At 72.3% G+C, this 25,334-nt stretch carries 27 protein-coding genes and 1 pseudogene; 17 read left to right on the top strand and 11 right to left on the bottom strand.

The genetic code is table 11. From position 1 onward, the window contains the following. Positions 1–15: 15 nt before the first annotated feature. The 5 genes from FB388_RS18255 to FB388_RS18275 form a co-directional block, all read right to left on the bottom strand. Complete coding sequence (locus tag FB388_RS18255) at positions 16–771, bottom strand: SDR family NAD(P)-dependent oxidoreductase (protein ID WP_142103405.1); 756 nt, start codon at positions 769–771, stop codon at positions 16–18. Next, positions 768–1,709, bottom strand: coding sequence for a 3,5-dioxohexanoate:acetyl-CoA acetone transferase (gene kce, locus FB388_RS18260; protein WP_142103407.1), 942 nt, complete (start codon positions 1,707–1,709; stop codon positions 768–770). Before kce ends, FB388_RS18255 begins: the two co-directional genes overlap by 4 nt. 128 nt (positions 1,710–1,837) lie before the next feature. After that, positions 1,838–3,202, bottom strand: a complete 1,365-nt coding sequence (gene chrA, locus FB388_RS18265; protein WP_142103409.1) for a chromate efflux transporter — start codon at positions 3,200–3,202, stop codon at positions 1,838–1,840. Positions 3,203–3,216: 14 nt separating this feature from the next. Continuing rightward, the gene (locus FB388_RS18270) at positions 3,217–3,660 is read right to left on the bottom strand and encodes a chromate resistance protein ChrB domain-containing protein (RefSeq protein WP_142103412.1); all 444 of its coding nucleotides are present in this window, start codon (positions 3,658–3,660) and stop codon (positions 3,217–3,219) included. Beyond that, on the bottom strand, positions 3,657–4,139 hold the full coding sequence (locus FB388_RS18275; RefSeq protein WP_246122158.1) for a Chromate resistance protein ChrB: 483 nt from the start codon (positions 4,137–4,139) through the stop codon (positions 3,657–3,659). The genes FB388_RS18270 and FB388_RS18275 overlap by 4 nt, the downstream gene beginning before the upstream one ends. Before the next feature lie 127 nt (positions 4,140–4,266). Between FB388_RS18275 and FB388_RS18280 the strand changes: the two genes are divergently transcribed. Then, entirely contained in the window at positions 4,267–4,965 is a 699-nt protein-coding gene (locus tag FB388_RS18280; RefSeq protein WP_142103416.1) for a GNAT family N-acetyltransferase, read from the top strand. 229 nt (positions 4,966–5,194) lie between these two features. On the opposite strand, the gene sfnG is transcribed toward FB388_RS18280, so the two are convergent. The 3 genes from sfnG to FB388_RS18295 form a co-directional block, all read right to left on the bottom strand. Beyond that, positions 5,195–6,319 carry a dimethylsulfone monooxygenase SfnG gene (gene sfnG, locus FB388_RS18285; RefSeq protein ID WP_142103418.1) on the bottom strand — a complete coding sequence of 375 codons (1,125 nt, stop codon included), beginning with the start codon at positions 6,317–6,319 and terminating at the stop codon, positions 5,195–5,197. A gap of 283 nt (positions 6,320–6,602) precedes the next feature. Then, positions 6,603–7,271 (bottom strand): hypothetical protein, encoded by a 669-nt coding sequence (locus FB388_RS18290; RefSeq protein WP_142103420.1) that lies wholly within the window; start codon positions 7,269–7,271, stop codon positions 6,603–6,605. Between the two features lie 133 nt (positions 7,272–7,404). After that, positions 7,405–8,364, bottom strand: coding sequence for a helix-turn-helix transcriptional regulator (locus FB388_RS18295; RefSeq protein ID WP_142103422.1), 960 nt, complete (start codon positions 8,362–8,364; stop codon positions 7,405–7,407). A gap of 61 nt (positions 8,365–8,425) precedes the next feature. Here FB388_RS18295 and FB388_RS18300 point away from each other — a divergent pair, with 61 nt between their 5' ends. Continuing rightward, the gene (locus tag FB388_RS18300; protein ID WP_142103424.1) at positions 8,426–8,995 is read left to right on the top strand and encodes a DinB family protein; all 570 of its coding nucleotides are present in this window, start codon (positions 8,426–8,428) and stop codon (positions 8,993–8,995) included. A gap of 1 nt (position 8,996) precedes the next feature. Continuing rightward, positions 8,997–9,434 (top strand): VOC family protein, encoded by a 438-nt coding sequence (locus tag FB388_RS18305; protein ID WP_142103426.1) that lies wholly within the window; start codon positions 8,997–8,999, stop codon positions 9,432–9,434. Between the two features lie 93 nt (positions 9,435–9,527). On the opposite strand, the gene FB388_RS18310 is transcribed toward FB388_RS18305, so the two are convergent. Continuing rightward, positions 9,528–9,914 (bottom strand): hypothetical protein, encoded by a 387-nt coding sequence (locus FB388_RS18310; RefSeq protein WP_142103428.1) that lies wholly within the window; start codon positions 9,912–9,914, stop codon positions 9,528–9,530. A 271-nt stretch (positions 9,915–10,185) separates the two neighbouring features. On the opposite strand from FB388_RS18310, the gene FB388_RS18315 reads away from it, so the two are divergent. The 4 genes from FB388_RS18315 (at position 10,186) to FB388_RS18330 (ending at position 13,730) form a co-directional block, all read left to right on the top strand. Next, positions 10,186–11,700, top strand: a complete 1,515-nt coding sequence (locus FB388_RS18315; RefSeq protein WP_142103430.1) for a flavin-containing monooxygenase — start codon at positions 10,186–10,188, stop codon at positions 11,698–11,700. Positions 11,701–11,713: 13 nt separating this feature from the next. Continuing rightward, positions 11,714–12,529, top strand: a complete 816-nt coding sequence (locus FB388_RS18320) for an alpha/beta fold hydrolase (RefSeq protein WP_142103431.1) — start codon at positions 11,714–11,716, stop codon at positions 12,527–12,529. A 171-nt stretch (positions 12,530–12,700) separates the two neighbouring features. Next, on the top strand, positions 12,701–13,078 hold the full coding sequence (locus FB388_RS39465) for a DUF6319 family protein (protein WP_170225719.1): 378 nt from the start codon (positions 12,701–12,703) through the stop codon (positions 13,076–13,078). A 55-nt stretch (positions 13,079–13,133) separates the two neighbouring features. Further along, positions 13,134–13,730: a gamma carbonic anhydrase family protein gene (locus FB388_RS18330; protein WP_142103433.1), complete on the top strand. Its 597-nt coding sequence runs from the start codon at positions 13,134–13,136 to the stop codon at positions 13,728–13,730. A 28-nt stretch (positions 13,731–13,758) separates the two neighbouring features. Here the strand turns inward: FB388_RS18330 and FB388_RS18335 are convergent, their stop codons facing one another. Beyond that, entirely contained in the window at positions 13,759–14,742 is a 984-nt protein-coding gene (locus FB388_RS18335; RefSeq protein ID WP_142103434.1) for a TerC family protein, read from the bottom strand. 347 nt (positions 14,743–15,089) lie between these two features. Here FB388_RS18335 and FB388_RS18340 point away from each other — a divergent pair, with 347 nt between their 5' ends. Beyond that, positions 15,090–15,848, top strand: a complete 759-nt coding sequence (locus FB388_RS18340) for a class I SAM-dependent methyltransferase (RefSeq protein WP_142103435.1) — start codon at positions 15,090–15,092, stop codon at positions 15,846–15,848. A gap of 81 nt (positions 15,849–15,929) precedes the next feature. Further along, complete coding sequence (locus tag FB388_RS18345) at positions 15,930–16,316, top strand: hypothetical protein (RefSeq protein ID WP_142106103.1); 387 nt, start codon at positions 15,930–15,932, stop codon at positions 16,314–16,316. Positions 16,317–16,400: 84 nt separating this feature from the next. Here FB388_RS18345 and FB388_RS41205 read toward each other — a convergent pair. Beyond that, positions 16,401–17,174 (bottom strand): annotated as a pseudogene (locus FB388_RS41205) (helix-turn-helix transcriptional regulator); the annotation flags it as partial. Positions 17,175–17,281: 107 nt separating this feature from the next. Here FB388_RS41205 and FB388_RS18355 point away from each other — a divergent pair. From FB388_RS18355 to FB388_RS18390, 8 genes are all read left to right on the top strand, one after another. Continuing rightward, positions 17,282–18,034, top strand: a complete 753-nt coding sequence (locus tag FB388_RS18355) for a phytanoyl-CoA dioxygenase family protein (RefSeq protein WP_142103436.1) — start codon at positions 17,282–17,284, stop codon at positions 18,032–18,034. Positions 18,035–18,142: 108 nt separating this feature from the next. After that, complete coding sequence (locus FB388_RS18360) at positions 18,143–19,132, top strand: arrestin C-terminal domain-containing protein (protein ID WP_142103437.1); 990 nt, start codon at positions 18,143–18,145, stop codon at positions 19,130–19,132. 104 nt (positions 19,133–19,236) lie between these two features. Next, a complete protein-coding gene (locus tag FB388_RS18365) occupies positions 19,237–19,836 on the top strand; it encodes a LemA family protein (protein ID WP_142103438.1) in 600 nt (199 codons plus the stop codon). Positions 19,837–19,850: 14 nt separating this feature from the next. After that, complete coding sequence (locus FB388_RS18370) at positions 19,851–21,719, top strand: M48 family metallopeptidase (protein ID WP_142103439.1); 1,869 nt, start codon at positions 19,851–19,853, stop codon at positions 21,717–21,719. 106 nt (positions 21,720–21,825) lie between these two features. Then, entirely contained in the window at positions 21,826–22,245 is a 420-nt protein-coding gene (locus FB388_RS18375; protein ID WP_142103440.1) for a DUF4870 domain-containing protein, read from the top strand. A 341-nt stretch (positions 22,246–22,586) separates the two neighbouring features. Further along, positions 22,587–23,501, top strand: a complete 915-nt coding sequence (locus FB388_RS18380; RefSeq protein ID WP_142103441.1) for a DUF7847 domain-containing protein — start codon at positions 22,587–22,589, stop codon at positions 23,499–23,501. After that, on the top strand, positions 23,498–24,139 hold the full coding sequence (locus FB388_RS18385) for a DUF4129 domain-containing protein (protein WP_142103442.1): 642 nt from the start codon (positions 23,498–23,500) through the stop codon (positions 24,137–24,139). Before FB388_RS18380 ends, FB388_RS18385 begins: the two co-directional genes overlap by 4 nt. Then, positions 24,136–25,263: a DUF4350 domain-containing protein gene (locus FB388_RS18390; RefSeq protein WP_142103443.1), complete on the top strand. Its 1,128-nt coding sequence runs from the start codon at positions 24,136–24,138 to the stop codon at positions 25,261–25,263. The genes FB388_RS18385 and FB388_RS18390 overlap by 4 nt, the downstream gene beginning before the upstream one ends. Positions 25,264–25,334: the final 71 nt, after the last annotated feature.

The following is a 25,334-nucleotide window of genomic DNA, read 5'->3' on the forward strand; positions in this document are numbered from 1 at the left end:
CCGGGTCCAGGCCGATCAGGCCGTGAGTCCCCCGTCGACGGGCAGGACGACGCCGGTGACCTGGCTCGCGCGATCGCTCAGCAACCACGCGGCGGCGTTTGCGACTTCAGTGGTCGTGCCGGCCTTCCGCAGCGGGACCGCGGCGATCCGGCGTTCCACGGCCGCCGGGTCGTTCTGCCTCCAGTGCGTGAGCATGGGGGTCTCGGTGGGTCCGGGGGCGACGACGTTGACCCGGATGCCGAGCGGGCCGTTGTCGTGCGCGGCGGTGCGGGTGAGACCGATGACCGCGTGTTTCGTGGCCTGGTACGCGCCGAGGCCGGTGTTGCCGCGGAACCCGCCGATGCTGCTGGTGTTGACGATCGACCCGCCCGACTCGCGCATCGCGCGGATCTCCTCCCGCAGGCACAGCCACGTGCCCTTGACGTTCACGGCCATGATCCGGTCGAAGTCGTCCTCCGACACGTCGTCGAGCCGGCCCTGCCCGTTGATGCCGGCGTTGTTGAACGCGCCGTCGAGCCGGCCGAACCGGGCCAACGTCGCGTCGACGAATCCCGCGACATCGGCTCCGACGCTGACGTCGCCCGCGGTGTGGGCGACGTCGCGCCCGGCTCCCGTGAGCTCGTCGGTGAGCGCCGCGAGCGCGTCCTTCGACCGCGCGGCGAGCATGACCGAGGCACCCTCCTCGGCGAAGACCCGTGCGGCATCGGCCCCGATGCCGGTGCTCCCACCGACGACGAGCACGACCTTGCCCGCGAGCAGTCCCGTCGTCATCGCTGCAACACCACCTTCTCCGCGCCCTTGAGCGCCAGCATCCGCCGTACGTCCGCCGGGGTTGCGATCTGTTTGCCGAGGTCGGCGAGGACCTCCCGGACCTTCGTCACCTGTTGTGCGTTGCTGGTCGCCTTCTCGCCCTTGCCGATGTAGAGGTTGTCCTCCAGCCCCACGCGCACATGACCGCCGAGCCACGCGCTGTGGGTGCAGAACTGCATCTGGCGGCGTCCCGCGGCGAACGCGGAGAAGTGGTAGTCGGCGCCGAAGAGCTTGTCGGCGATGGCGACCATGTGCGTGAGGTTGGCGTGATCGGCCCCGATCCCGCCGAGGATCCCGAAGACACCCTGGATGAGGAACGGCGGCGTCGCGAGCGCCCGGTCGGCGAAGTGCGCGAGCGTGTACAGGTGCCCGATGTCGTAGCACTCGTACTCGAACCGGGTCCCGCCCCGCTCACCGAGCTCCCGCAGCGCGTACTCGATCTGCTCGAAGGTGTTGATGAACGGCCTGCGGTAGGTGTTCTCGACGTACGGCTTCTCCCACGCGTGTTTCCAGCTGGTCACACGGTCGGCGATGCCCGAGAAGACGAAGTTCATCGACCCCATGTTGAGAGAGGCGAGCTCGGGGCTGAACCGGGTCGCGGCGGCGAGCCGCTCCTCGATCGTCATCGACGACGCCCCGCCGGTCGTGATGTTGACGACCGCGTCGCACCCCGCGGTGATCGGCGGGATGATCTCCTCGAACACCTCCGGTTCGAACGCCGGACGGCCGTCCTCGGGGTGCCGGGCGTGGAGGTGGATGACGGCCGCCCCGGCCTCCGCCGCGGCGAGCGCCTCCGCGACGATCTCCTGTGGGCTGATCGGGAGGTGGTCGCTCTGCGACGGCACGTGGACCGAGCCCGTCACCGCGGTGCTGATGATCACGCGCTCGGCGGGGATCACGGCGGTCCCTCGGCAGGAAGCATGTGTCGACCTCGCTTGTTCGATATGCGAACGGTTCGTTCACCATACGGCGCGGGCGACGTGGCTGTCCACGACTCGGAGGGCCGGGAAGATCGGCGCTCCGCGGGTCAAGCCACCGGAAGGCCGACGAGACCGGCCGCGAGGCCGAGCGCCGCGCTGATCCCGAGGACGCGCAGGACCGGCCAGCGGGCGAGGAAGATCAGTCCGGCTGCGACGAGCGCGATGGCGAGCGACACCGGGCGGAGCGTGGCGAGGTCGGGCACCTGGAGCGCGAGCGGGCCCGTGTGGACCACCGCGAACAGCGTGCTCTCCGCGAAGTAGACACCGAGGTTCGCGATCACCCCGACGACCGCGGCCGTGATGCCGGTCAGCGCGCCCGCGAGTGCCCTGTTGCCGCGCAGCCGCTCGATGTAGGGGGCGCCGAGGAAGATGAACAGGAAGCTCGGCACGAACGTCACCCACGTCACCAGCAGCGATGCCACAACACCCGCCGCCCACGGCGAGAGCGGGCCGGGATCGGCGTAGGCGCCGAGGAACGCCACGAACTGCACCACCATGATCAACGGACCCGGCGTCGTCTCGGCCAGCGCGAGGCCGTGGACCATGTCGTCCGCTGTGACCCAGCCGAAGGTCTGCACGGCCTGCTGGGCGACGAAGGCCAGCACGGCGTAGGCCCCGCCGAAGGTGACGAGGGCGGTGCCTGCGAAGAACAGGCCCTGCGCGGTGAAGACGCTCGCGGCCCCGAGCACGAGCGCGGCCAGCGCGATCGGTGCCGTCCAGACGACCAGGCCGATGGCGAGCATTCGCAGCGTGCGGGCGGTGGACGGCGCCTCGGTGTGCAGGGCGTCGTCGGCGATGAGCGGCTCCGGCCCGCCGGCGGCATCCTCGGCGTGCTGGGAACGGTGGAACCCAGGAACCCGGCGCGCGGCCCACCAGCCGATGAGCGCCGCAGCCGCGATGACCACGGGGAACGGGATCCCGAACACGGCCAGTGCGACGAAGGCCGCGACGGCGATCGAGACGAGCAACGGGTGCCGCAGCGCCCGGCCGGCCACCCGCACGACCGCTTGGGCGACTATCGCCACGACGGCCGCGCCGAGTCCGGTGAACAGGGCGGCGACGGCCGTGGTGTCCCCGAACGCGACGTAGATCGCCGACAGCGCCAACAGGGCCACCATGCCGGGGAGCACGAACAGCACGCCTGCGACCAGGCCGCCGCGCAGCCCGTTCAGCAGCCATCCGACGTAGATCGCGAGCTGGTGGGCCTCCGGGCCGGGCAGCAGCATGCAGTAGTTGAGGGCGTGCATGAACCGGCGCTGGCTGATCCAGCGGCGGTCGTCGACGAGTGCGCGCTGCATGACCGCGATCTGCCCGGCGGGTCCGCCGAAGGTCTGCAGGGAGATCGCGAACCACGCCCGCGTCGCGGACCGGAACGGCACCACGTCCACCGTCGTGCGCTCGTCAGCCGTCATCTGGCACTCCTGGGTCAGGTGGGCGGCCGGCCGAGCAGCACGGCCCGCCGGAAGTACTCGTAGAGGCCGTCGAACACCGGTCCGGTGACGGCGAGCACGACGTCGTCGTCGCTGGTCATGGAGAGCCCGCGCAGCACGGCGTCCAGCCCGGCCGCCTCTGGGGCGTCGTACCGGTCGTCCTCCAGGTCGGCCTCGTGCACGACCTCGGCGAGCTTCCACAGCACCGGGTCGGTCAGGTCGTAGCGGCGCAGGATCGTCTCGAACGTGCACTCCTGCCCCGCCGGGCCGGGCTGGTGGCCCAGCTCCACCCCGCGCATGTCGAAGGGGGTCGCATCGGCGGGCACCTCGCTGCGGTCGGCCACGAACACGAACTCGGCATCCGGGTCGACGAACCGCCGGACGAGCCACGCCGACGCCGCCCGGTCGATGTGCACCCCGCGGCGCGTCGCCCACCTCATACCGGCTCCCGATCGGCACCGGCGCGCGCGGCGAGCGCCTCGACGGCCGCCCGGGCGAGCGCACGCTCGGGAGGCGGGAAGAAGTCCCGCCGCTCGATGTGCCTGAGCTCGCCGCGCAGCCGCCGCAGCGCCGCGAGCCCACCGTCGGCCGCCTGCACGGCCTGGTCCCGAACCTGGACGTACTCGGCGGCTCGCGCCGCCGCCATCTGCTCGGCGAGCCGGCGCTCGTCCGCGACCGTCCCCGGCCGCGCCGTCCACAGCATCGCCGACCCGCCCGCCTGCACCACGTCCTCGGCCACCCACTCCAGCTGCTCGCGGGTGCGCGCGTCGGCGGGGAGCGCCACCACGCCGTCGCCGATCTGCGCCACGCCCAGCCGCTTCAGCTTCCGCCAGATCGCGATCCGGGGCGTGGAGGGCTCGCGGGGCACCCGGTAGCAGAGCAGCACCCACTCCCCCGCATCGCTCCGGGCCGCTGACACGAACGGATGTAACCACGGTTGCATCACCGAGACAACGTGTGGGGGTTCACGGTGCAGCACGGCCGGCTGGGGTGGTAACTCTGAAGATCAGTCGTCGAAAGCAGGTCGAGATGCACGGACCTCGCCTGTGAGCGAGCAGCACGTCCTGGACAACCCGATCCGCGCCTCCCTCCTCGGCCCGCACGCGCACCTCGCGGTCCGGCACGGCGCGGTCGTCCGCTACCCGGCCGACGTGAGCCCCTTCATGGCGCTGCCCGACGAACCGGACGCCCGCGCCTGGGCCGACCTCGCCGCGGCGATCGGTCCGGACCGGACGGGCGCCGTGTCGGCACCGCGCGTCGAGCCGCCGCCCGGGTGGGAGGTGCTCGCCGACGTCGCGGCCGTCCAGCTCGTCGACGCCGGTGTCGCGGCCGTGCCGGACCCCGAGGCAGTCGTCCTCGGGCCGGCCGACGTGCCGGAGATGCTCGCGCTCGTCGAGCGCACCCGGCCGGGGCCGTTCCTGCCCCGCACCGTCGAGATGGGCACCTACCTCGGCATCCGGCACGAGGGTGAGCTCGTGGCGATGGCCGGTGAGCGGCTGCACCCGCCCGGCTGGACCGAGATCAGCGCCGTCTGCACCGACGCCCGCTTCCGCGGGCGCGGGCTGGCCACCCGCCTCGTGCTCGCCGTCGCCGCCGGGATCCGGGAGCGCGGCGAGACCGCGCTGATGCACGCCGCGGCGTCGAACGTGAACGCGATCCGGCTGTACGAGTCGCTGGGCTTCGCGCTGCGCAGGCACACCCGGTTCGTCGGCCTCCGCGCGCTCGCCGACGAGGCCGTCGCCTGATCTGTTCCCTCCTGCGGGCGTTCGCCCCTCGATGAGTGCCGTGCCAGCCGCCCGCCCGCACGAGGTGGCGGGTCGGGGAACGCCCGGTGTCCGGGTCGGCGTCACCGGCATCCGGAGCTGGGGTACGGGCGGCCGGCACGGTGCAGGTGCACGTCGACGTCGACAGGACGTCGTCCCGACGAGGGCGTAGTCGATGTGGCGCCGCCGGGTCAGCCCGGTCGCGGGCACGTCAGCGGGTGGCGGCGAGGGGCTCCTCGCGGGCGGCGAGTTCGGCCTCCTTCTCCCGGATGACCGGGAGGACGTGGCGGCCGAAGTACTCGACCTCCTCGTGGTAGTGCAGGAAGCCCAGCAGCAGGAGGTTCGCGCCCCGCCGCTTGTACTCGACCGCGCGGTCGGCGATCTGCTCCGGCGTGCCGATGAGCCGGGTGCGGAAGCCGTCGTTGTACTGGACGAGGTCCTCGAACGCCGAGTCGGCCCACATCCCGCGCTTGTCCGCGGTGGAGGCGCCCGCCTGCTGAACGGCGGTGCGGAAGCCCTCGACGGCCTCGACGTCGGCCTTGGCGATGACCTCGCGGAGCGTCTCGCGGGCCTCCCGCTCGGAGTCGCGGGCGATGAGGAAGGCGTTCAGCCCGAACCGCACCGCGCCCGCCCGGCCCGCCTCGGCCGCGTAGGCGTTGACCTCCTCGACCTGCTCGGTGAACCCGTCGTAGTCCTTGCCGTTCGAGAAGTACCAGTCCGACACCCGGCCGCCGTTGCGGCGGGCGGCCGTGGAGTTGCCGCCCTGGAAGATCTCCGGATGGGGCCGGCCCGGCACATCGACGGGCTTGGGCTTCAGGTCGAAGTCGTGGAGGCGGTAGAAGTCGCCGTGGAACTCCGCGTGATCGCTGGTCCAGATCTCGCGCAGTACCCGGATGAACTCCTCGCTGCGGCGGTAGCGCTCGTCGTGCTCGAGCCACGGCTCGCCCAGCTTCGTGAACTCGTCCTTGAACCAGCCCGACACCACGTTGACGGCGGCGCGGCCACCGGACAGGTGGTCGGCCGTCGCCAGGAGCTTTGCGAGCACGCCCGGCTGCCACAGCCCCGGGTGGACGGCTGCGATGACCTTCAGCCGCTCGGTGGCCAGCAGCAGCGCGAGGGAGAAGCTGGTCGACTCGTGCTGGTAGGCGGCGCCGTAGCTGGCGATGTAGCGCACCTGGGAGAGGGCGTACTCGAAGCCGTTGTCCTCGGCGAGCCGGGCGAGGTGCCTGTTGTAGTCGTATCCCCAGTCGGTGCGCTGCTCGATGGCGCTCGTGACGAGCCCACCGCTGACGTTGGGCACCCAGTAGGCGAACTTCAGTGGTTCCTGTGCGGACATGCGTGTCTCCCAGATGTGGGGCGGACGGGTGGCGTGGCGGGCGGTCAGCGACACGCACAGGAGACGACGCGCAGATGATCCACATGGCGCCTGCGGACGAGCGGCGACGTGGTCATCCATCGACGAGACCAGACGACCGCCCCGGCTGTCAAAGGCAGTCCCGGGATCCGGTCGGAGCGACTGGAAGTACGGACAAACAACACGACTTCACAAATCCAGTGGGCACTTCACACAGGGCCCGCCCTTTGTGAAGTGCCCACACGATCTGTGAAGTCGCCCCGGACTACCTGCTGGACCGGCGGATGATCGCCACGCCTGCGACGATCGTCCACACCATCGAGAGGACGCGCCCGACCGGAAGCGCGATGCTCGCGTAGTACATCGCCAGGGACAGCACGGACAGCACCGCGATCCCACCCGCGACGAAACCGAACCAGCGGGTCGGCGCGCCGAACAGGCGCTCGCGGCCCAGCAGCAACGCCGCACCGACGACGAACACGCCGAGCGTCACGACGTTGACCACGCCGCCCGCGTAGAAGTTCGCCTGGCGCAGGGCCAGTACCACCGCGTCGCTCGCCGAGGTCACGACCATCGCGAGCGTCGCCGACAACGCGGACGACACCACCATCGCGGCGACCGACAGGTAGCCGACCCGAGGCAGCCACGCGGCACCCACCGCGCGCAGGGCCGGGGCGAGGAAGGCGACGAACACCGCGAAGCACGCCACCGAGACGACCTGGAGGCTCGCGGTGAGCCCGACGGCGAGTGGGTTCGCCGCGTAGTACGCGGCCACCTCGGCGGCCGGCGAGTTCGGCATCGGCAGCGGGCGGTCGGCGACTGCGCTCGAGACCGGGGTGGCGGCCAGGTACGCCCCGAGGAAGCCGACGGGGGCGAGGACTCCGGCGGCGAGCTCCGACGCGGACCGGTTCCGGGAAGAGGCGGGGAGGGCCATCGTGCATCTCCTTCGTTCGGATCGAGGGCTCTCACGATCCGGATCCGGACATGCGTGCGCGTCCCGCTCAGGAGCCGATCCCGGGTACCGCGGCGGCGGTACGCGCCGGTGCCGGCCTGCGCTCCGGGACGTATCAGGGCGTCCCGGCGATCGCCGCGACGCGGCCGGCGAGCCGGGCGGCGGCCTCCCGCAGCTCCGGTGGCTCCAGGACCTCCGCCTCGAAGCCCAGCCGGGCGACGTGCACGGCGAGCCAGTCCAGATCGACCCCTCCCACGACGAGCACGCACCACCCGTCGCGATCGTCCTCGACGCGTCCCACCTGGGGCGGTACCAGGTCCCGCACCTCGTCGGGCCGCGCGCGCAGCCGGACGCGGGCGAGGTACCGGTAGGGCGCCTCCGTGACGGACCGCTGCACGTAGGCGACCGGGTCGGGATGCTCCCTCGGCCGGAAGCGCCAGGTCGTCGCCACCACGTCGCGCATCCGGTCGAGCCGGAAGGTGCGCCAGTCGGCGCCGTCGACGTCCCATGCCATCAGGTACCAGCGGCGGCCGGTCGCGACCATCCGCATCGGTTCGACGGTGCGCTCGCGCTCCGCGCCGTCGCGGCCGGCGTACCGGAACCGCACCCGCACCGCGTCGCGGCAGGCCCGGGCGAGCGTCACGAGCAGCTCCGGGTCGATCTCGACCCCCGGACCGACGAGGGTCTCGATGGCGCCCTGCACGGCCCGCACCTCCGCCCGCAACCGAGGCGGCATGACCTGGTCGAGCTTCGCGAGTGCGCGCAGCGCCGCCTCCCCCGCCCCGGCGACCGTGCCACCCGACGCCATCCGCAGCGAGACGGCCGTCGCGATCGCCTCCTCGTCGTCGAGGAGCAGCGGCGGCAGCCGGGTGCCCGCGCCGAGCTGGTAGCCGCCGCCGACGCCCGCCGTCGCGTGCACGGGGTAGCCGAGCGCGCGCAGCCGCTCCACGTCGCGGCGCACGGAGCGGTCGGTGACCCCCAGCTCGGCGGCCAGCTCGGCCGCGGTCCACGACGGCCGTCGCTGCAGCAGCGCCAGCAACCGCAGGACGCGCTCGGTGGTGGCCTCCACGCTCACCCGCTGATCGTTCCACGAATCACGGAAGGCAGCTGTCCGCTATCGGCGGGAAGCTGGACGCGTGACCGACCAGACCTGGAACCCCCTGCTCCGCGACCAGATCGACTGGCACTGGACCCACCAGCTGCGCGAGCGCCTCGACGGGCTCACCGACGACGAGTACTTCTGGGAACCCGCCCCCGGCTGCTGGAGCCTGCGGCCGCGGGGCACCGGCACCACCTCGGCGCAGGCCGGATCCGGCGCGATGACGATCGACTTCGCCTTCCCGCAGCCCGTCCCGGCGCCGTTCACGACGATCGCATGGCGCCTCGCGCACGTGATCGTCGGCGTGCTGGCGATGCGCAACGTGGCGCATTTCGGTCGCGCACGCACCGACTACCAGTCCTTCGAGTACGCCCCGACCGCGGCCGTGGCCCTGGCCCAGCTCGACGAGGAGTACGCCACGTGGCTGGCCGGGGTCGAGTCCCTCGGCGAAGCCGGGCTCACCCGCCCGTGCGGGGAGGCCGAAGGGCCGTACGCCGCCCTCCCCATGGCGGCGCTGGTGCTGCACATCAACCGCGAGCTGATCCACCACCTGGCCGAGGTCTGCCTTCTCCGAGACCTTCACCTGCACACCCGGGAGGCGAGCTGAGATGGCCCGCGACGTCCAGATCACCTTCGACTGCGCCGACCCGGCCGCTCTGGCGGCGTTCTGGGCCGAGGCGCTCGGCTACCAGGTGCAGGAACCACCCCGAGGCTTCGACTCGTGGGAGCAGGCCCTCGACGCGTTCGGCGTGCCGCCGGAGAAGCGGAACGACGCATCCGCGGTGGTCGACCCCGAGGGTTCGGGTCCGCGGCTGTTCTTCCAGCGCGTGCCGGAGGGCAAGCAGGTCAAGAACCGCGTGCACCTCGACGTGCGAGCCGCGCCCGGGCTCGCGGGCGACGAGCGGATGGCGGCCCTGGAGGCCGAAGCCGAAAGGCTCGCGTCGCACGGCGCCAGGCGGCTCGAGCGCCACGAGCCCGCTCCCCCGCTCGCCGGCGGTCACATCGTGATGGCCGACCCGGAGGGCAACGAATTCTGCCTCGACTGATCACGCGCCAGCTGCGGGCCGGCACCATGCTCGTCGGAAATGGTGCCGGGGCGTCAAGAAATTCGCGGGGCCGCCACTAGCCGATATCCGGTCTCACAAGCCGAGGTATGCGAACAGGCCGGCGAGCCAGATCAGGAAGTTGCTGACCACGCCCGGGGCAGGGGCCGGTGCGCCCGAACCCGCCGTGCCGGATGGCGGGGTGGTGGCGGCCGTGCCGCCGGTGGCCGCCGAGCTGCTACCGGTGCCGCCGGTCGCCGCCGAGCTGCTGCCGGTGTCACTGGCAACAGCACCGCCTGCGCTGCCGGACGTCTGTTCGTCGCCTGCGCTCGGGCAGAGCACTTCTTGCATGCCGACCGGCAGCTGCGCACACATCTCGCCACCGCCGCCACCGTCGGACGACACGGTCGGCGCGGCGGGAGCCGCGGTGCCGGGAGCGGCGACCGCAGTGCCCGGCCCGAGGAGCATCGCTGCTGCAACCACCGCTGAACCTGCCGCAAGACCCGCCGCTCGCATCATCGTCCCCCTGCCGACCAAATCGGGCACCGATCACGCTACAACTGCACCATTGCCCGGGCAACGTGCACCCGAATTGCGGCGCGCAATGGGTCATTTCCGGAGCTGGGCGGTACCTCCTCGTGTCCCTTCGCATCGTCCGCCCAGGGGTAAGGGCCGAGGCCGGCCTGTTTCGAGACAGGCCGAAGGCGCCTACGGTGATCAGCGTCACGTCGTCCACGCCTCGAGGGTCGAATCCATGACGCCTGTACCAGGGACAGCGCTCCAGCAGCACACCGCGGAGATCCAGGACGGCGGCCACGTCGACGTCCTCATCGTCGGCGCCGGTGTCTCCGGTATCGGCGCCGCGCACCACCTGCGGGACCGGTTCCCCGACCGGTCCTTCGTCATCCTGGACGCCCAGGACGACCGCGGCGGGACATGGTGGACCCACCGGTACCCGGGCGTGCGCTCGGACAGCGACCTGTTCACCTACGGCTACCGGCACAAGCCGTGGCGCGGCCCGTCCATCGCAGCCGGGAAGGAGATCCTCGCCTACCTGGACGAGGTCATCGACGAGAACGACCTGGACCAGCACATCCGCTACCGGCACCGGGTCACGGCGGCCCGGTGGTCCACCGAGGACCGGCGGTGGACGGTCGAGGTCACCCGGGAGGACACCGGGCAGGTCCTGCGGTTCACCACGGACTTCCTGTGGATGTGCCATGGCTACTACAACCACGCCGAGCCCTACCAGCCGCAGTGGTCGGGCATGGACCGGTTCCAGGGCTCGGTCGTGCATCCGCAGAGCTGGCCGGAGGACCTCGACCACAGCGGAAAGCGCGTCGTCGTCATCGGATCCGGGTCCACCGCCTCGACTCTGATCCCCGCGCTCGCGGAGACGGCTGAGCACGTCACGATGCTGCAGCGCTCCCCCTCCTACTACTTCGCGCCGCCCGTCACCCACGAGCTGGCCGTGACGCTGCGCGCCCTTGACATCCCGGAGGAGTGGACGCACGAGATCCTGCGCCGCCAGTACGTCTCACAGCAGCACTGGCTGACCCGGATGTCGCGAGAAGCACCCGATGAGCTGCACACGTTCCTCATCGAGTCGATGCGCCCGCTGCTCCCCGAGGGCTTCGACATCGAGAAGCACTTCACCCCGCGGTACCGCCCGTGGCAGCAGCGCATCGCCGTCGTCCCGGACGGCGACCTGTTCGCGGCGCTGCGGGAGGGGAAGGCCTCGATCGTCACCGACACGATCGAGGAGTTCACCGAGAACAGCATCCGGGTCGGCTCGGGCGAGGAGATCGAGGCCGACATCGTCGTCACGGCCACCGGTTTCAACCTGTCGGCCTTCGGCGACGTGGCCTTCACCGTGGACGGCGAGCCGGTCGACTTCACCCAGCGGGTCACCTGGCGCGGGATCATGATCAGCGGCGTGCCGAACATGGCCTACGTGTTCGGCTACTTCCGGCACAGCTGGACGCTGCGCGTCGACCTGGTCACCGACCTCGTGGACCGCCTGCACCGGCACATGCAGGACAAGGGGGCCACGGTGGTGGTCCCGACGCTGCGGCCGGAGGACACAGACATGGAGATCCGGCCGTGGTCGGATCCGGAGAACTTCAACGCGGGCTACGTCATGCGCTCCCAGCACGTGCTGTTCAAGCAGGGCGACCGCGAGCCGTGGGTCCACATGCTGGAGCACGAGCAGGAGAGGGAGATCCTGCCGAAAGCCGACCTCGACGACGGGTCACTCGTCTACCGCTGAGCTGGAGGTTCTCATGCCCGTGCAGGCCGTCCGCACCGGAGTCGCGCTGAACTACGAAGTGAGCGGCGAGGGAGACCCCCTGCTCCTCGTGATGGGCACCTCCGGCTCCATCCCGCTGTGGGGTGAGCTGCTGCCCCGCCTCGCCGAGCGCTACCGCGTCATCGCGTTCGACAACCGGGGTCTCGGGGGCAGCGAGCGCGGCGAGGGTCCCATCAGCGTGGCGTCGCTCGCGGAGGACGCCTGCGCGCTGCTCGAGGCCCTCGACGTGCCGAGGGCGCACGCCATGGGCTGGTCGCTCGGGTCGGCCGTCGTCCAGGAGCTCGCCCTGGCCCACCCGCAACGGGTCGCCTCGGCCGTCCTGTACGCGACCTGGGGCCGGTGCGACGGCTACCAGCGCGCGATGATCTCCGCGCTCCGGCTTCCCTACGCCGTCCGGGACATGGAGGCCGCGCTGGCCGTCTCCGGGCTGGCGTTCTCCCCCGAGCTGATGGATCGTCCGGACGTCCAGCAGCTGTTCGAGCCGATGCTCCCCGCCTTCCCCCGGACCGAGGCCCAGATGGCGGTCGCCGTGGAGCAGTGGGACGCCGACCTCGCACTCGACACGCTCGACCGCCTCGGTGGGATCGAGGCGCCGACGTTGGTCGTCGTCGGCGAGCAGGACCTGCTGACCCCACCACGGCAGTCGAAGGCGGTGGCGGACGCCATCCCCGAAGCCCGGTACGAGCTGGTGACCGGGCCCGGGTCGAGCCACGGCCTGCACATCGAGCGACCCGCCGACCTGGTGCGGATCGTCACCGGCTTCCTCGACGAGCACCGAATCCTGACCTGAAGAGGGGGTGCAGCCGGGGGATCCGGCCGCATGTCCGACCCTCGGCGGGATCGTCGGCACGACGCCGGCGCCGGGCGCAAGGTCCACGAACGCCCCGCGGACGACCGAGTCGAACACGCGTTCTAAGATCGCTCTCGTCTTGTCGCGCCGGCACGAGGGAGCACCCCAGCGATGACCAACCCCGAGGAAGCAACCGCTGTCACCACCGCGGACGCCCCGGCCACCGACGAGCCCGCCAAGCCTCGCCGTGGCCGGCCGAAGGGTTCCACCGCGCGCACCACCCGCACGATCGAGCTCACCCTCACCGTCACCGGCACGGCCGACGGCGACTGGCAGGCCGAGCTCAAGCAGGGCAGCACGTGGCTCAGCCGCGGCCTGCCCGTCACCGCAGCCGCCGTGTCGAAGGCGGCACAGGAGCTGCACGCGGAGCTGGCCCGACCCATCGACGCGGTCATCGACGCCGCCCGCGAGCAGCGGGCCGCCCGGGTCGCGGCGCTGGAGGCCGAGCTGGAGCAGGCGCGCAAGGCGCTGGCGGAGCTGGAGGAGTAGCCCGCCGGGCGGGTGATCATCGCGTCGGCATCTGGTGCCCCGCTAGTCTCGCCTGATGCTCATCGAGCACCGCGGCCACCGCCCCGTCGTCCCGGACTCCGCCTACGTGGCTCCCTCCGCGGTGGTGTGCGGGGCCGTCGTGCTCGGTGAGCGCGCCCGCGTCCTGCACGGTGCCGTGATCACCGCGGAGGACGGCGAGGTACGCGTCGGCGACGACGTCGTGGTCATGGAGAACGCGCTGGTCCGGGGCCGCAGCAGGCATCCGGCGGTCATCGGCGACGCTGTGCTGGTCGGGCCGCATGCCCACGTCAACGGCGCACGCATCGAGGACGAGGTGTTCGTGGCGACCGGGGCCTCGCTCTTCCCCGGCTCGGTCGCCGGGGCCGGGTCGGAGCTGCGGATCAACAGCGTGCTCCACGTCAACTCCCGGCTGGAGGAGCGGACCGTCGTCCCGATCGGCTGGATCGCGGTCGGCGATCCGGCCGAGCTGTTCTCGCCCGATCGGCACGAGGAGCTGTGGGAGGTCCAGCGGGACCTGGACTTCCCGGGCACGGTCTACGGCGTCCCGCGGGGCACCCCGATGCGCACCGTCATGGCGCGGCAGGTGGAGTTCTACGGGGCGCACCGCGCGGACCACGTGGTGGACGGGTGACCGCCCGAGCCCGTGACGGGCTCGCGGGTCACTCGGCGAGACTCGGGTTGCGCTTGACCGCGACGAGGCTGGCGATCGTGGTGACCGCCAGCACCCCGACGATCACGGAGAGGGAGAGCCCGATGCCGATCTCCGGCACGGGGAGCGGCTCGCCGCCGTTGAGGAACGGCAGCTCGTTCTCGTGCAGGGCGTGCAGCACGAGCTTCACGCCGATGAAGCCCAGGATCACGGCGAGGCCGTAGGGCAGGTAGATGAGCCGGTTGAGCAGGCCGCCGAGCAGGAAGTAGAGCTGGCGCAGGCCCATCAGCGCGAACGCGTTCGCACTGAAGACCAGGTACGCCTCCTGGGTGAGGCCGAAGATCGCCGGGATGGAGTCGAGCGCGAACAGCAGGTCGGTGAGGCCGATCGCGATCATCACGATGAGCATCGGGGTGGCCCAGCGCTTGCCGTCGATCCGGACCGTGGTCTTGGAGCCGTGGTAGTCATCCGTGACGGGGAGCACGCGCCGGATCAGCCCGACGATCCGGGGCTCGGACCACTCACCGTCGTCACCACCGACGCCTTCGCGGACCATCTTCACCGCCGTGTAGATCAGGAATGCGGCGAAGATGTAGAACACCCAGCTCAGGGCGTTGATGGCGGCGGCACCCGCCGCGATGAACAGGCCGCGCATCACCAGCGCGATCACGATGCCGACCAGCAGCACCCGGTGCTGGTGGATCGCGGGCACCGCGAACGCCGACATGATGAGCACGAAGACGAAGAGGTTGTCGACCGAGAGCGAGTACTCGGTGATGTAGCCGGCGAAGAACTCACCTGCGTAGGTGCCGCCTGCGAAGTACCAGAGGCCGAGGCCGAACAGCACCGCGAGCGCGATGTAGAACAGCACCCAGCGGCTGGCTTCCTTGATCGTCACCGCGTGCGGCTTGCGATCGACCAGGAACAGGTCAGCGAGGATGATCGCGGCCAGACCGCCGATCGTGGCGAACCACAGCCACACGGGAACGTTCACGGGGGAGCCTCCAAGGTCTCGGGCAGCAAAAGGCCGCCCCGAGGTCTCTCCCCTTCGCGTCGGCACGCCGCTCCGCGAATCGATGGCACCGGGTTCGGGGATCCGCGTGATTGACGTTCCTGGGCCGCGGGGCCCCTCACCGTGCTGACGGCGCCACCGTTGCCGGGATACTCCCCATCGGTGCATCCCCAGCCTGCCCGTCGATCAGCAGAATTGCCATCGCTGGTGAGTCAGCACACCGGCGGGAATAAATAGCCAGTCGTCCGATTATCCTATTTTGTCCGATTTGTCTGCCCCTTCCCAGTAGGCTGTCTGGAGGAACTCAACTCGAGCAGGGGAGAACGCGGGTGCCCGCACGTATCGAGCTCGACTCGCCCGACTCCGTCGACGGTCGGCACATCCGGGCGGTGACCTTCCAGCCGGTCCGGCTCGAGTACGTCCAGCGCACGCTGGCACGGACCGGTCTGCGGCCCGACGGCGCGCAGGCGCTCGTGGTGGGCAGCGTCCGCGGCGACCTCGCCCGCGGCCTCAGCGGCCTCGGCATGGCCGTCACGGCGCTCGACCCCTCCCCCGTCGCCACGGAGCTGGCCAGGAGAGCCGACCCCGACCCGTCGACGAGCTACCGGACGGCCGCGGCGGAGCACCTCGACGCCCTCCCGGACGCCGCGTTCAGCCTCGCCTACTACGCGGACACCCTCGAGATCACCTCGGACCTGGGCGGCGTACTCGCCCAGGCCGCCCGCGTGCTGCGACCGGGCGGCGTGCTCGTCTACGACACGGTCGCGCGCACGCCGGTCTCCCGGCTGATCTACCTCGGCGCGTTCCAGGCGATCCCGCTCACCCGGATCATGCCGCCGCACCGCTACCGGGCGGATCGGCTGCGCCCGCCGGCCGAGGTCGCGGCTGCGCTCGCTGCCGCCGGCCTGACCGGCGAGGACGTGTGCGGCTTCCGCCCACGCAGCATCGGCGCCCTGGTGCGGGCCGTGCTCGCCCGCAAGAGCGGGCGGCTCCGGGACGAGGACCTCCCCGCGGTCGTCGAGTTCGTGCTCGACCCCGGGCACGAGCCGGTGGTCACGTACCTCGGAACGGCTCGCAAGCCGCAGTAGCCGGAGCGCGAGACTCAGCTACGTCGGAAGGGAACCCACAGCGTGATCGTGCTACCCGCGGCGGTGTTCGTCTGGCTGGGCATGGTCCTGGCCATCTCGTTCCTGGAGGCACCGCTCAAGTTCCGCGCCCCCGGGGTCACCGTGCCCCTCGGTCTCGGTATCGGGCGGGTCGTCTTCGCCGCGCTCAACCGCGTCGAGGTCGTCCTGCTCGTCGTGGTCGGCATCGCGTTGGCCGCCGGACCGCGATCGCCCGCGTTCGTCGGGATGGGCGGCGCGCTGGCCGTCCTGCTCGCGGTGCAGCTCGGGGTGCTGCGCCCGGCGCTGCGGCGCCGGACGGACCGGGTGCTCGCCGCAGGCGACCCCGACCCGCCCCGCTCTCGCCACCACCTCGTCTACATCGCGCTCGAGACCGTGAAGGTCGTCGTGCTCGCGGCTCTCGGCATCACCGCGCTCATCGGCATCGCCTGAACCCCGGGCGGGCGCGAACGCGAATCGTCGCCGGTACTCCGTCGGCGAGATGCCGTACGCCGCTCGGAACCTCCGGGCGGCGTAGTTGGGATCGGACCAGCCCACCGATCGCCCGATCTCCGACACCGACCCGCTGCCCGCCGCCAGCCGGACGGCCATCTGATCGGCTCGGTGCTGCGCCAGCCAGCCCAGCAGGCTGGTGCCCAGCTGCTCGGCGAACTGGTGGTGCAGATGGGACGGCGAGACGCGGGCGACCGCCGCCAGGTCGGCCACGCTCCAGGCGCGCGCCGGATCGTGCGTCATGGCGAGCAGTGCCGCACGGGTGGCAGGGGATGTCGGACGTCCGGTGTGCGGCGCGTCGGACGTGGCGCCTGCGAGCTCGGAGAGCACGCAGCCGAGCAGGCTGCGCAGCTGCAACGGCTGCTCCGCATCGGGGTTGGCCCGGCACCGGCCCAGTTGTTCCAGCCAGCCCCGGGTGCGGTCGGTCGCCGCCGGGGAGAGCCTGAGCCGGACGTCACCGGTCCCGAAGACCAGGTTCGTCAGACGCCGGTGGTTCAGCATCCAGGCCAGGTCACCGGACAGCAGCTCCAGGCCGATGTAGATGTTCAGCACGTCGAGATCGACGACATCCCGGAATTCGTGCCAGCTCCCCGGGCGGACCGCCACCACCTCGCCGCCTTCGAGCTCGTGGCTGCCGTGGCGGGTGCGGTGCACGGCGCGACCGGCGACGACGACCGCCACCTCGCAGAAGTCGTGGGCGTGCGAGCTGACCGGCCTGTCCAGTAGTCGCCGGTCGCTGTGCAGGGGGTAGGCGTCGTCGGGGAACACCTCGAGCCGGCGCATCCGCGGTATCACCATCGGGGCCCAGTCTGATCGCCGCACGCTCGCCGAGCCAGCAGGATCGTGCTGGTCGGAGGTCAGCACCGTCCTAGCCGCTACCCGGGGAACCCACTGACGATGGCTCCATGACGGCCACCGATGCACTTCCCGACCAGACGATCGTGCGATACCGCTCGGACGGTTTCGTCCACGTACCCGCCGTGCTGCGGCCGGACGAGGTCGAACGGTTCTCCACCGCCGCCCGGTCCGTCTTCGATCGGGAGCAGGGGCTCGACCCGCGCAACCGGATGTTCAAGCAGGTCGTCAACATCTGGCAACGCGACGAGGTCATGCGCGAGCTCACCCTGCACCGCCGGCTGGCCGAACTGGCCACCCGGCTGGCCGGGGTGCCGCTGCGGATCTGGCACGACCAGCTGCTGATCAAACCGCCGCGCAACGGGACGCCGACCGAGTTCCACCAGGATGCGCCGTACTGGCCGCATGCCGGCAGCCGGCACTCGCTGTCGGCCTGGATCGCCCTGGTCGACGTCCCGGTGGAGCGCGGCTGCATGACCTTCATCCCCGGGCAGCAGGAACGCCGCGACATCCGCGCCACCAACATCGCCGATGCCCACGATCTCTTCGAGGCCGCCCCCGACCTCGCCTACGAGCGCCGGGTGACGATCCCGCTGCGAGCCGGTGACGTCACCTTCCACAACGGCTTCACGCCGCACACCGCGAACGCCAACGACACCGACGAGTTCCGGCTCGCACACGTCAACATCTACGTCGACCGCGCGGCCCGCTACAACGGGAACCGGCACGTCTGCACCGATCCACTCGGCCTGGAGCCGGGCGCGCCCCTGCCCGACGACAGCTTCCCACCGGTACCCCGATGATCTCCGAGAGCGGCGCGAAGATCGGTAACACGAAACGGGGGTTCGACGAGAAGTCGCCCGGGTCCGCAGCAGGGTAGATCCCGATCGACGGGTAGAAGAGGAGGCGCCGTGGCCGAGAAGCCGGCGATCGACATCGGGCTGGCGACCGACCGGTCGGCCTTCCTCCCCGGCGAAGCGGTGACAGCGTTCGTCAGGTTGCTCCCGCACGAGGACATCGAGGCCGTCGAGTGCTCGGTCGCGCTCGTGCACGTCGACCGGTACCCCGTCGGCGGCGACAGCTACACCGACGACCGCGCGGTCGCGGGCGAGTACGTCCTCGGCGAGGAGGACCTCGCCGCCGGCACCGCCCGCGAGTTCAGCGTGGTGCTCCCCGTGCCGCGACGGATCGTGCCCCCGCAGAGCCCCGAGGACTGCGCGGACGAGCGGTTCCCGCTCTCCGGCGACGAGGCCGATCCCGAGAGCTACGACCTCTGGATCGAGCCCGAGGAGCGCTGGGGGCCGCCGACGAGCGTCGGCCCCGGGGGGTCGTCGATGTGGCTGGTGCGCTGCGAGGTCAAGTGCCCGGGCCGATTCCCGGACCCCGTCGAGGTGCCCGTGGTGGTGCTCGCGCAGGAGCGTCCGATGCCCGCGGAGCCACCCGTCCGGCTCGGCGGCGGCACGCCGCTGTGCACGGTCTCGTTCTACGGGCTCCCGCGCACCAGCGTGGCACCCGGCGCCACACTGCGCGGGACGGTCCGGGTCACCGCGAGGAACGACATCAAGGCCCGCGGCGTGCGCGTCGAGCTGGTCCGCCTCACCACCGTCGACTCCGGGCGCGGGCAGGCCGTCGTGCGCCACCGCGTGAGCCAGGTCGCGGCGAGCGGCCCCGTCGAGCTGCGGGCGCGGCAGCCGAAGGACCTCGCCTTCACCGTCGAGGTACCCGCCGACGCCGGCCCGTCGATCGAGTCGGAGGGCTATCGGGTGGACTGGCTGCTCCGGGCCGTGATCGACCGCCGGCTGCGCCGCGACGAGGTGTGGGAGCAGGCGATCGCGGTGCACGCAGATGGACAGTTCATCGGCGCGCCTGCGTCCCCGGACCAGCGCCGGACCAGCAGCTGACGGCTCACCGGAGCCCCGCGGGCCACCCGGGGAGCCCTCCCCGCCGGCCGGGGCAGGATGATCGCGGGACGTCTGCAGTGGTCGGAGTTGCGTGGGGGGACGGAATGGGAACCATCGTCGGTGTCGTGATCGCCGTGGTCGTGCTCGGCCTCGCGATCCTGGTGATCGGCGGCTACAACGGGCTGGTCAGGGCGCGCAATGCGATCAAGAACGCGTTCGCCCAGATCGACGTGCAGCTGCAACGGCGCTTCGACCTGGTGCCGAACCTGGTCGAGACGGCGAAGGCCTACATGGCGCACGAGCGGGAGACCCTCGAAGCGGTGGTCGCCGCGCGGGGCGCCGCCCTGTCGGGTCTGTCGGCGGCACAGGCCAGCCCCGGCGACCCCGCGGCGATGCAGCAGCTGGAGGCCGGTCAGGGCGCGCTCAACGCGGCCCTCGGCCGGCTGATCGCGCTGGCCGAGTCCTACCCGGACCTCAAGGCGAACCAGAACATGGCGCAGCTGTCGGAGGAACTGACTTCCACGGAGAACAAGGTCGCGTTCGCCCGGCAGGCGTACAACGACGCCGTCATGTCCTACAACAACCGCCGCGAGACCTTCCCCACCAGTGTCTACGCCGGCATGTTCGGCTTCACCCCGGCCGCCCCGCTCGGCATCCCGCCGGAGCGGCCCGAGATGCGGGACGCGCCGAAGGTCCAGTTCTGACCCGGGCACAGCGGGTGGACTTCTTCGAGCGGCAACGCACGGCCCGCGGCACCTCGGTCAAGCTGGTGGTGCTGTTCGTCCTCGCGGTGCTGGCGTCCGTCGCGGTCATCGACGTGATCGCCGTCCTCGCGATGCAGGGGCGTGGCAACGTCGTCGGGGTGCTCGTCGTGGTCTCGGCCTGCACCCTGCTGGTGATCGCCGGCGGCATGATCGGGAAGACGTTCTCGCTGCGGAAGGGCGGGGCGGCCGTCGCGGCGTCGGTCGGCGCGGTGCCCGTCGACCCGACGACCACCGACCCGGCGCTGCGCAGGTTCGTGAACGTGGTCGAGGAGATGTCGATCGCGTCGGGCGTGCCGATGCCCCGCCTGTTCGTGCTGCCGCTGGAGGAGGGGATCAACGCGTTCGCGGCGGGGTTCACCCCCGCCGACGCCGCGATCACTGTCACCGGGGGCGCGCTCTCCCGGCTCACCCGCGACGAGCTGCAGGGCGTGATCGGCCACGAGTTCAGCCACGTCCTCAACGGGGACATGCGCCTGGGCATCCGGCTGATCGGCCTGCTCCACGGGATCATGTTGCTCGGCCTGATCGGGTCGCGGATCCTCGCGCTCAGCGGCCGGGGTTCCGACCGCAAGGGCATCCCACCGGTCGTCGCCATCGCGCTCGCCGCGACCGTGGTCGGTTTCGTCGGCCAGTTCTTCGCCGGGCTCATCAAGGCCGCGGTGAGCCGGCAGCGGGAGTGGCTCGCGGACGCGTCCGCCGTGCAGTTCACCCGTCAGCCCGCCGGGCTGGCCGGGGCCCTGAAGAAGATCGCCGGCATGCCGGCGGGCTCCAGGCTGGCCGACGAGCGCAGCGCGAAGGAGGTCAGCCACCTGCTGTTCGGTGAGGGCCGCCGGTTCAGCAGGCTCTTCTCCACCCACCCGCCGATCCACGAGCGGATCGTCGCGCTCGACCCCACCTTCCGCGAGGCCGACCTCGAGACGCTGCGGGAACGCTGGCACGACGAGCTCCCGCACGGCATGGCCGGGGACGCCACGTCCGGCCTCGCCCCCGGGGTTCGCGCGCCGGTCGCGGTCACGCCTGCACAGGTGAGCGGCCGCGCCGCCACCATCGGCCCGGACGACCTCGACCACGGCGCTGCCCTCAACGCCCAGATCCCGCCGCACATCCACCAGCTCGCCATGCAGCCGAGCACCGCCGCCGCGGTGGTGCTGGCGATGTTCGTGTCCGGCGAGCCGGGCCTGCGCGCCACCCAGCTCGTCGCCGTGCAGGAGCGGCTGGGCAACGCGACGGCACGGTCGGTCGACGCGCTCGCCGCCGAGCTCGCCGCCCTCCCCCGGCATCTGCGGCTCCCGGTGGTGAGCCTCGCGTCACCGCAGCTCACCGGCCGTCCCGACCACGAGCAGCAGGCGCTCCTGGCCGCGCTCGACGACCTCGCTCTCGCCGACGGTGCGGTCTCGCTGTTCGAGTACTGCCTCACGCGCACGGTGCGCACCACCGTGCAGGACGCGGCCGACCCCGCGTCCCGCAGCCGACCGGGCAGCACCACGGTGCGCCGGGCGACGGACGAGATCGTCACGGTGCTGGCGGCGCTGGCCACGGCGGGCAACCCCGACCCGGTCGCGGCCCGGCAGGCGTTCTCCGGTGCGTTCGCCCATCTCCGGACCGGCGCCCCGGTGCCCGACATGCCGGCGGGCGGCAGCTGGCGCCGGCTCGACGCGTGCTGGCCAGCACTCGACGGGCTGGCCCGCCTCGAGAAGCGGCTGCTCGTGGAGGCGATGGTGGCCGCCGTGCTGGACGACGGCAAGCTCACCACCCAGGAGGCGGAGCTGCTGCGGGCCGCGTGCGCGCTCGTGCACGTTCCGCTGCCCGCGCTCGTCGCCTGACGGGCCCCCGAGGCGGCGCTTCGCCCGTATCGTCACCCGGGCGCAGGCACCACACCTCGGGCCCGGTCGTCGACAGGCCGAGACCGCCGGCGAAGGAGAGGACCCCATGTCGTCGCCGTACGAGCCTTACGAGCCCTACCAGCGCGATGCCGACACCACGCCGGTCCCGGCACCCTCGGCGGGCAGCCGGGCCGGGGCGATCCTCGCCCACCTGTCCGCCCCGATCGCGGCGCTGCTGAGCGCCGGATCGCTCAGCCTGCTCGGGCCGTTGCTCGTGTGGCTGGCGATGAAGAACGACCCGTTCGCCCGCCGGGCGGCCGCGGGCGCGTTCAACTTCAACCTCAGCTTCTGGGTGCTCTTCCTGATCAGCTGGCTGCTGATCCTCACCGTCGTCGGGGCGCTCATCGGCATCCCGCTGATCGTCGTGCTGTTCCTGGTGTCCGCGTGGTGCCACATCAAGGGCGCTATCCGCGCGTCCGACAACCGGCCCTACGACTACCCGTTCCAGATCCGCGTGCTGTCCTAGCCGAGCCCGATTCGTAACAGCCCGAACGCCCCCGGCGCGCCCCCGGACCTGCCATGCTCCCGGGGCTAATTCATGACGTGGGGGGAGTCACGATGACAGATCCGCAGAACTGGGCCGCGCCCGGAGCAAACCAACCCGGGGCGCCGTATCCGCCGCAAGGCACGCCGCCGCCGGGCGCGCCCCAGAATCCCGGGTACCAGAACCCCGGGTACCAGCAGCCGGGATCGCCGTATCCCGGAGGCCAGTACCCGGGAGCCCAGTACCCAGGAGCCCAGTACCCAGGAGCGCCGGGCGGGCCGGGGACGCCGCCGGGACCGGGGGCGGTCGCGCCGAAGCCGGGCGTGATCCCGCTCCGCCCGCTCGGGGTCGGCGAGATCCTGGACGGCGCGATCGCCTACATCCGCGCGAATCCCGTGGCCACGCTCGGGCTGGCCGCGATCGTCGTCACCATCACGCAGCTGGTCGAGGTGCCGCTCGGCATCTTCGCCCTGGGCCAGCTCGCCGGGCTGACGGCGGCTCCCGGGGACCCCGCCGATCCCACGGCGATCGCCGGTGTGCTCGTCGGCTCGGTGGCCGGCAGCGCGGTCGGCGCGCTCGTGTCCTTCGTCGCGATCACGGTCCTGAGCGGGATGCTGATCGCGGTGCTCAGCCAGGCGGTGCTGGGGCACAAGATGTCGATCGGGGCGGCGTGGGCGGCCGTGCGGAGCCGCATCCCCGGCCTCGTCGGGCTCACGCTCCTGATCGCACTGCTGCTCGTGCTCGTCGCCGGGGTCGGTGTCGTCCCGCTGGTGGTCCTCGCGGTCATGCAGGCCAACGCGGCGGTCGTCGTGCTCGTCGGGGTGCTGTTCGTGCTCCTCTCATGGGCGGTCGCGCTGTTCCTCGGGGTCTCCTGGGCACTGGCCGCCCCGGCCTACGTGCTCGAAGGCGTCGGGGTGACGGCCGCGATGCGCCGGTCCTTCCAGCTCGTCCGGAAGCAGTGGTGGCGCGTCTTCGGGATCAGCCTGCTCGGCGGCATCATCGCGGTGATCATCGGGGCCATCCTCTCGCTGCCGTTCAGCTTCGCCGCCGACCCGATGAGCGACCCCATCGCCGGGGTGAGCATCGTCGGTCTCCTGATCACCAGCGTCGGCACGATCGTGGCGACGACCGTGACGGCGCCGTTCAGCGCGGGGATCACCGGCCTGCTGTACTTCGACCAGCGGATCCGGCGGGAGGGGCTCGACATCGAACTGGCCCGCACGGCCCAGCAGGGATGATCCGCAGCGGGGACCTCCCCGTCGACCTGGGCCGCGACGAAGCGCGGCAGGCCGCGGAGCAGGAGCTCGCGAAGCCGGAGTACGCCGCGGCTCAGCCCTCGCCGCTGGTCCGCGCAGTGGCGTGGCTGCTGGAACGGATCGGTGACCTGCTGGACGGGGCGGCGCAGCACGCGCCGGGTGGCCACGTCGGCCTGGTGGTGCTGGTACTGCTCCTGGCGCTCGGGGTGCTGGCCGTGCGGCTGCGGATCGGCCGGATCGGGCGGACCGTCGCGGGCGACCACGGTCTGTTCGACGCGAAGCCGGTACCGGCCGAGCACCACCGCCGCAGCGCGGACTCGCACGCCGCCCGCGGCGAGTGGGCCGAAGCCGTGCGCGAACGGCTCCGCGCCGTGGTGCGGGACCTCGAGGAGCGCGACCTGCTCGACCCCCGTCCCGGGCGCACCGCCGACGAGGCCGCTGCCGACGGTGGGCGCGCCCTCCCGGCGTGCGCCGAGCAGCTCCGGGCGGCGGCGCGCACGTTCGACGACGTCTGGTACGGCGGGGTACCGGCCACCGAGGCGATGGACGCGCAGCTGCGCGCCGTCGACGAGGCGGTGCGGCGCGCGCGGCCGGGCGTGCCGGCCGGGGCGGTGCGGTGACCGGCGTCGTCGCCGATCGGGGGGTGCGGTGGCGGGCGGTGCGCGCCCCGATCGTGATCGGTCTCGTCGTCGTGCTCGCCGGGCTGCTGCTCGCCCTGCTCGCAGGGCCCACGAAGCCGGGGTGGCTCGACCCGGGCTCGGCCGACCCGAACGGCAGCCGCGCGGTGGCCGAGCTGCTGCGCGGCCAGGGGGTCGCGGTCGACGTCGCGGGTACCGCGGCGGAGGTCGCGGCGGCCGGTTCGGACACCACCGTGCTCGTCCCGTTGGGCGGGTGGCTCACCCAGACCCAGCTGGCGGCCCTGCGGGACACGCGGGCGGATCTGGTCGTCGTCGCCCCCGGCCGGGAGCTGCTCGCGGCGCTCGCCCCGACGGCCGCGATCACGGCGGTGAACGAACCGGTGGACGTCCGGGAGCCTGCGTGCGACCTGGCCGAGGCGCGCGCGGCCGGCCCGGTCGAGCTGGGCGGGGAGCTGTACCGCGCCGCTGGCGCCGTCGGCTGCTACCCCTCCGAGGGAGGGGCGGCGCTGCTGCGGGTCACCGGGAACCGGACCGTCACGCTGGTCGGCGCGCCGGGCATCCTCCAGAACGGCGCGCTGGCGCGCGAGGGCAACGCCTCGCTCGCGCTGGCGCTGCTCGGCGCGAACCCGCGGCTCATGTGGTTCCTCCCCCGGCCGGAAGGCCCGGCCGCGGGTGAGGAGCGCTCGCTGGGCGAGCTCGTGGACCCCGGCTGGGTGTGGGCCGCCCTGCAGCTGGGGGTGGCGGCGGTGCTGGCCGTGGTGTGGCGGGGCCGGCGGCTCGGACCGGTCGTCACCGAGCCGCTCCCCGTCGTGGTGCGGTCCGCGGAGGCGGTCGAGGGCCGCGCCCGCCTCTACCGCCGGGCCGACGCCCGGGAGCACGCCGCGCTGGTGCTGCGCGAGGCCTGCCGAGCCCGGCTGGAGCCGGTCCTCGGGCTGCCGCAAGGCGCGGATCCCGCCGCGACGGCCGAGGCGGTCGCCGCCCGGACCGGGCGGCCGGCGGGCGCGGTGGCCGCGCTGTTGTACGGTGCGGCGCCCGCGGACGACGCCGGGCTGGTCGCACTGGCCGATGAGCTCGATCGCGTGGAGAGGGAGGTACGCCTGTCGTGACGCAGGACCTCACCCGGTCCCCCGCCCCCGCCGGCGGCCCGGACGCTGCGGCCGCCCGCGCCCGGGAAGCG

It is taken from the genome of Pseudonocardia cypriaca, from assembly GCF_006717045.1.
Taxonomy (GTDB): Bacteria; Actinomycetota; Actinomycetes; order Mycobacteriales; family Pseudonocardiaceae; genus Pseudonocardia; species Pseudonocardia cypriaca.